The 5,927-nt window shown below is 37.4% G+C and carries 6 protein-coding genes, 2 pseudogenes and 1 riboswitch; all 8 genes and pseudogenes read right to left on the bottom strand.

Translation table 11 applies throughout. The annotated features are described in order from the left end of the window. Window positions 1–125: transposase (locus tag CDO51_RS12830; protein WP_158212473.1), on the bottom strand; the 125-nt coding region annotated here is incomplete at its 3' end. A 342-nt stretch (window positions 126–467) separates the two neighbouring features. After that, the gene (locus CDO51_RS12825) at window positions 468–1,076 is read right to left on the bottom strand and encodes a hypothetical protein (RefSeq protein WP_089024622.1); all 609 of its coding nucleotides are present in this window, start codon (window positions 1,074–1,076) and stop codon (window positions 468–470) included. Window positions 1,077–1,233: 157 nt separating this feature from the next. Continuing rightward, a pseudogene (locus CDO51_RS12820) lies at window positions 1,234–1,557 on the bottom strand (IS6 family transposase); the annotation flags it as partial. A 323-nt stretch (window positions 1,558–1,880) separates the two neighbouring features. After that, window positions 1,881–2,412: pseudogene (locus CDO51_RS12815) on the bottom strand (reverse transcriptase domain-containing protein); the annotation flags it as partial. Window positions 2,413–2,499: 87 nt separating this feature from the next. Further along, on the bottom strand, window positions 2,500–3,168 hold the full coding sequence (gene tenA, locus CDO51_RS12810; protein WP_089024621.1) for a thiaminase II: 669 nt from the start codon (window positions 3,166–3,168) through the stop codon (window positions 2,500–2,502). Between the two features lie 151 nt (window positions 3,169–3,319). Continuing rightward, window positions 3,320–4,141 carry a hydroxyethylthiazole kinase gene (thiM, locus tag CDO51_RS12805; RefSeq protein ID WP_089024620.1) on the bottom strand — a complete coding sequence of 274 codons (822 nt, stop codon included), beginning with the start codon at window positions 4,139–4,141 and terminating at the stop codon, window positions 3,320–3,322. Between the two features lie 19 nt (window positions 4,142–4,160). Then, window positions 4,161–4,961 (bottom strand): bifunctional hydroxymethylpyrimidine kinase/phosphomethylpyrimidine kinase, encoded by an 801-nt coding sequence (thiD, locus tag CDO51_RS12800; protein WP_089024619.1) that lies wholly within the window; start codon window positions 4,959–4,961, stop codon window positions 4,161–4,163. Window positions 4,962–4,999: 38 nt separating this feature from the next. Further along, entirely contained in the window at window positions 5,000–5,395 is a 396-nt protein-coding gene (gene thiW, locus CDO51_RS12795; protein ID WP_089024618.1) for an energy coupling factor transporter S component ThiW, read from the bottom strand. Between the two features lie 195 nt (window positions 5,396–5,590). Further along, window positions 5,591–5,692: riboswitch (TPP riboswitch) on the bottom strand. Between the last annotated feature and the right edge of the window lie 235 nt (window positions 5,693–5,927).

The raw sequence follows: 5,927 nt of genomic DNA, 5'->3' as shown, positions 1-5,927 counted from the left end.
TTGATCCATTTATAAATAGTAACTTCCGTTACGCCATATTCGCTCGACAGGTCCTTTACAGAAGTACCTGAGTGATACAAATCTACAACTGTTTTTTTGAAATCGTCACTATAGTTTTTACCCATTATTGGACACATCCTTTCTTACCTCTATTTTATAGACTTAACTAAAATGTGTCCATAAAACTATACTAACACCACGTATAAGAAAATAATTAGGTTACATAAATATCAAATACAGGGGCACAACTTGCAAAGTTTGCCTTATACTTAAAAAACTATGATTTGTATTAACATTCATTATTTAACTACATTTTAGATACCGATTACGATTCTTCCATAATGGGTACTATAATTGGAGATGTTGTCAACTGTTAAATAGTACATTTGATTAGCTTAACAGTTTATTAAAAGATCATAAAGAAAACATAGTCAATGTATCAAAAGATTTAGCCATCAAATAAATTATTAAATAACAAAAACCACCTTTTTATTGGTGGTTTTTACTTTAATATCTAAGAAGTTATCTTCTATATCTAAATAACCTTCTTCAAATTTGAGTCGTTTATCTTCTTGTTCTTTTATTGCAGCAATCATTTCCTGTTTTGTCTCTTTTGAAACTGTATCATCTTCTAATCCCTCTACTATCCCAATCACTAAATCTTTATTTGATTCATCAGACAAGTCCACTTGTAAAGAAAGCTGACTATCTTCTACATTAACATTTCCTTTAAATGAGTCACCTTCCCAGAACTCAACTTCTTCATCAGTTACGTCAACTCCGAAACCTAAATCTTCTAAAGTACTTATTGGACCACTTAGTCCATCAACTATACTGTTATTGTCTAATAAGTCATCAGTTATATTCATTCCATCCTCAACAAGTTCAACCATAGGATCTTCAACTCGATCATAAACGTCCCTTCCTACTTCCATTAAGTCAAATCCAAGATAACCTGCAATTAAAACTACAATAGCAACTATTACAATAAGTTTTAAAGTAGCTTTCAAGATTCTTAAAAAAATCACAATACCTACTACAATTGCTAATAGGATAAAAAACTGATTTAGATCCAACTAAACCGCCTCCTTTTATATCTATCCTATATCATATCATAATTTTTTAAGTATTTCAGGCCTAAAATTCCTCCTAAAATGATTTCTTAAATCGAGTCTGTTAAGTTGTTATGAAAAATAAGCTCACTTAATCGCAAGATTTTAAAAGATTTGGCTGTCATGCGGCATTACTATGTAAAAGCCAAAAAGTCCTAGTACGAATAGAGTAATTAATACCCGCAACTTGAGCAAGAGTAGACTGATTCAAAACATTGCTTGTCCTAACAAAGTTGAAAGCAAAAATAAAAACAGTGATAAGCTTGTCAGCGGACTGGTAAGAGGCAAAGCCTCTACGTTGCTTAACCCAACTTTTAAGAATTTGAAAAAAAGATTCAATTAAGTTGTTAGAGATATCATCTTGAAAAGACTCGACTCTAATGTGATTGGAGTGTGGGAACAAAACTTTAATTGGAGCATTGTAAGCCCAATATCTATCTGTTAGGGTCAGTCCCCAGCACCTCACAAGTCTCAACCTTTCTCGTTACTTGAGGCATACAGCAAGCTACATCCACAACGTGCTCATTCGAGAAATCTTATGAGGGCGGGGCTCGACTCTACTCGGCGGGATAGCTTAACTTCCCATGGAGGTAATCGAAGCCTTCCTCATTAGAGATATTAGCTACTTAAGCCAAAATCCCTATGTGGTTGTCAAAGATCAGTGATTTCTTAACTATCAATAGCATGTCTAACTAACTCTATTGTACAAGGAGGTAGATAATTAATTTATCTACCGACCTCTCACACCACCAAGCGTACCGTTCGGACCTCAAGTAGGCGATCAAAACTAGTAAGGTAAATGTTACTAAGTAATGGGGACAGGTTTCCACCTTGTGGATTACCTCTGGTAGTAGGATTTAAAAGCCCATTTGACATGACCCCACTCTTTAGGAATTTGCGTATGAGTCGTATGGTGGTTTCATTCCTTGATCTGTTCCCTTACCATACTTATCAGCAAGTCATGGTTCACAGTGTCAAAATATTTTGCTAGGTCTATGTCAACTGCATATTTATAGCCTTGTTCGTAGTACTCTTTTACCCTTTTGATCGCCTGCTGGGCGTTACGATTCGGTCTAAATCCAAAGCTATTATCAGAAAATATTGGTTCAACAGGCACTAGTGCCTGTTGAACCATGCGGTCCATGACTGTTGGGACACCAAGAAGCCTTACCCCACCATCAGGTTTGGGTATTTCTACTCGTCTGACTGGCTGAGGTTTGTATCTCCCACTTCTCAGGCTATTTAGAAATTCGTCCTTATTTTCTTTTAAGTATGGCATTAGCTCATCGACTCGGCGACCCCCGTAAGACCTCCCCTTTTAAGAACGGTAAACCCAGGGGAATACCTACCCCTGGGTTAATTACATACAAATAAAAAACTCTAAATCTCAAAACTTCCATTCTTCTAGGATATGTGCCATTTCCCAGAACATTGCCTCGTATTTGCTGCTTATTAGAAATGCCTGTTTCATACTTTCCCATTCTTCCTGGCCAGCTTCTTCAGAAAAATATTCCATTAAGTCTTTGCCCCAATTTGCTAGATCTGCAAATTCTTGAGAAGAGTACATTTCTATCCAGTGTCTGTAAGGATTGGAACTGCTAGTATTCCCTGTTTGTTTTAAATTACTTCCAATTTCATAAAAGCCCCATAAACACGGCAGTAACGCTGCTACAGTAACTCCAACTGTTTCATTAGCAGATGTTCTAACCAGAAAATCCGTATAGGCCTGACAAGTAGGTGATTTACTAAGGTTTTCCAATTCTTCTGTATCAATTCCAAATTCAGCACAATAATCTCTGTGTAATTTCATTTCTGTGTTTAATATTCCATCCATTAAACTGGCAAACATCTGCATTTGGTCTAATTTTCTAGCTTTACCACCAGCTAAAGCGAATACTCGGGCATAGTCTTTTAAATACAAATAATCCTGTTTAATCCAATAAATAAATTTTTCCCTTTCCAAATTTCCACTACCTATTCCTTTAATGAAAGGGTGCTCATGCCAACCGTCCCATATATCACTACCAAATTCACGTAATGTTTGACAATAACTCATAATATCACCTCACTAAATTATAAAAATGTATCAGGGGCATATGTTCAAGATCGCCCATATACACTAAGATGCAAACAGGAAGCTTTGGAATGCGTCGAACCGCATCCATACACGTCGGTCGAGGCTTTCTACTTGCGCAACTACTTATAACTTATAATACAGACACATTCCCCCTCTCTTGCAATTTTTCGCTTGTTAAAGCCGCCATGTAATCAAAGATCTTAACTCTAAAACTCCCTAGATCAGTTGTACTAGAGATACTTTCTTCAGCCAACTCTCCAACTATTCCCATAGAAACAATTCCCGCTATTACAGCTTCCAAGTCATTATCTGAAACTCCGATAAAAGCACTTATCAATATTCCTAGCATACAGCCTGAACCCGTAATCCTGCCTAATAAGGGTGTTCCATTGCTAACTTTAACTGTTGTACTTCCTTTTGTAATTAAATCTGTTTTTCCAGTTGACAATACCATTGTGTTGTATTTTTCAGATAGCTCTGAATTGACCATTTGAATATCCTTACCAGTGTCCAGGGAGTCCATTCCTTTTCCATGGGTTCTACGACCTGCAAGACATTTAATCTCAGCATTATTACCTTTGATACAGCTAACACTGTAATTAGTCAGCAAATCTTTCACTAAGTCCTGTCGACTTTTGATGGCCACGGCCCCAACCGGGTCTACAACAATAGGTATTTCTAATCGGGAAGCTTTTTCTGCTGCTAGATAAATCGACTTTTTATGTTCTTTGTTTATTGTACCGATATTTATATAAAGTGCTTTGGCGAAGGGTACAAAATCAGATACTTCTTCTTTACTCTCACACATGGCCGGTGAAGCACCGGCAGCCAATGTAATATTAGCGCAATCATTTATTGTGACATGATTAGTAATAGCGTGGACTAAAGGATTTTCTTGTCTAACAAGTGTTAGATAATCCCCTAATTTAAAATTAGATTTGAATGAACTCATGCATTAGATACCTCCCCTTCTAGCAATTATTACTTTGTAATGACTGCAAGAGTACCTTTGAACCTTCACCAATTATAAAACTATTATTAATAGCTTGTGTAACGTATTTTTTAGCGAATCTTATGCTAGTTAATAAATCATTTGTTTTACTCAAATATGCACATATAGCTGAACCCAAGGTACAACCCGTTCCATGAAGACTACCTATACCCACTCTTTCAGCTGAAAATGTGTGATATTCATCCTTCCAAAAAAAGTGGTCAGTAGCTTTCCCACTTGAGTGTCCACCCTTGATTAATACGGATTTTGCTCCCGTTTCCATCAACTTATAAGCGACTTTTTGTAAATCTTTTGAATGTTCAATTTTGATGTCAGTCAATATCTCTGCTTCGGGAATATTAGGAGTGATGATATCCGAGATAGGAATAAGTTTCTCTAGCAAAATTGATACTGCTTGCCTTTCTAGTAGTAAGTCAACGCTTGTGGCTGCCAAAACAGGGTCAATCACAATCCACGGTTTTGTTGGAAAGGAAGCAATGTTATCGGAAACTGTTTCAACTATTTGAGCATTTGAAAGCATTCCCGTCTTTACTGCAGAAATCTCCATATCCTTCGCTACTGACTCAAACTGAGCTGCCACTAAGCTAGGTTCAATGTGAACAGCGTTTTGAACTCCTACAGTGTTCTGGGCAGTCACACCTGTTATCACAGTAGTCCCAAATACCCCTAGAGATTGAAATGTTTTTAAGTCAGCTTGTATTCCAGCACCACCTCCAGAATCAGAGCCTGCTATGCTCATAACAACTTTAGTTTTAGACATAAAATCACCCTCTTTTTTGTATTAGTTATTATAGATGATCAGTCATGGAAATAGATCTGCCTCCCCGGAACCCTCTCTAAGACTACACTCAACCCTATTCCTATGAAAGCGCCAACAATGGCACTCACGGCAAAGGGTGGAACATAGAAGTATATTACAGCCTCATGGCCTAAGACAAATCTGGCAATAAGAACAGATAGCAAGGCGCCAATAATAGAAGTGCCGAATACTTCTCCGATAAACGCCCCGTAAGGGCGTTGCCGGGCTATTTTAAAGCCTATTCCTGCAAGTAAGGCCCCTGCCATACCACCCGGGAAAGCAAGTAAAGTTCCGATACCCAAAATGTTACGTAATAAACCCACTAAAAAAGCAGTCAGAACTGCTGGACCTGGACCTAAAAAAATACCGGCCATTACATTAATGGTATGTTGCATGGGATAAGCTTTAGCGAAACCAGCTGGAAATTATATCAAATGAGAAGTAAAGGTTCAATAGCTATCAACAAAGCCATCAAAGTATTTTACGGACATTATTCTGTAACATCGTAGTCACCTCGCATGATTAAATCATGATAATAAAAAAACTCCCGGGAAGACCGGGAGCCGTATACAACACCATGAATAAAACTAAGCCTACGGCAACCGTTCTCCCTTCGCTGGCACTAACCAGTTCAGGTTCTGGGGTCGGTGTTTTAACCCTCTCAGCCCTTTAGGGCTCCCCCGACGGTATTATAATTCATTATAAAATTTTCTTTATAAAGTTTCATAATATAAAGATATCACATTCGGTGATTTTTGTAAATTAAATCATCCCGACTTCAGCTATTTAATTCTTTTTACACTACAGGAGTAGTTGGTTTTGATGATGTAACTCATATTCCTGATAGAAAAGAAGGTGGAGAAAAAGACTTCTCACAACTTATAGAGCACGCTAAGAAGTGTAAAGCACCTGTACAGCTTGAAGAAG

This window comes from Natranaerobius trueperi (genome assembly GCF_002216005.1).
Lineage (GTDB): Bacteria > Bacillota > Natranaerobiia > Natranaerobiales > Natranaerobiaceae > Natranaerobius_A > Natranaerobius_A trueperi.
This window is presented reverse-complemented; position numbering and strand designations above follow the sequence as displayed.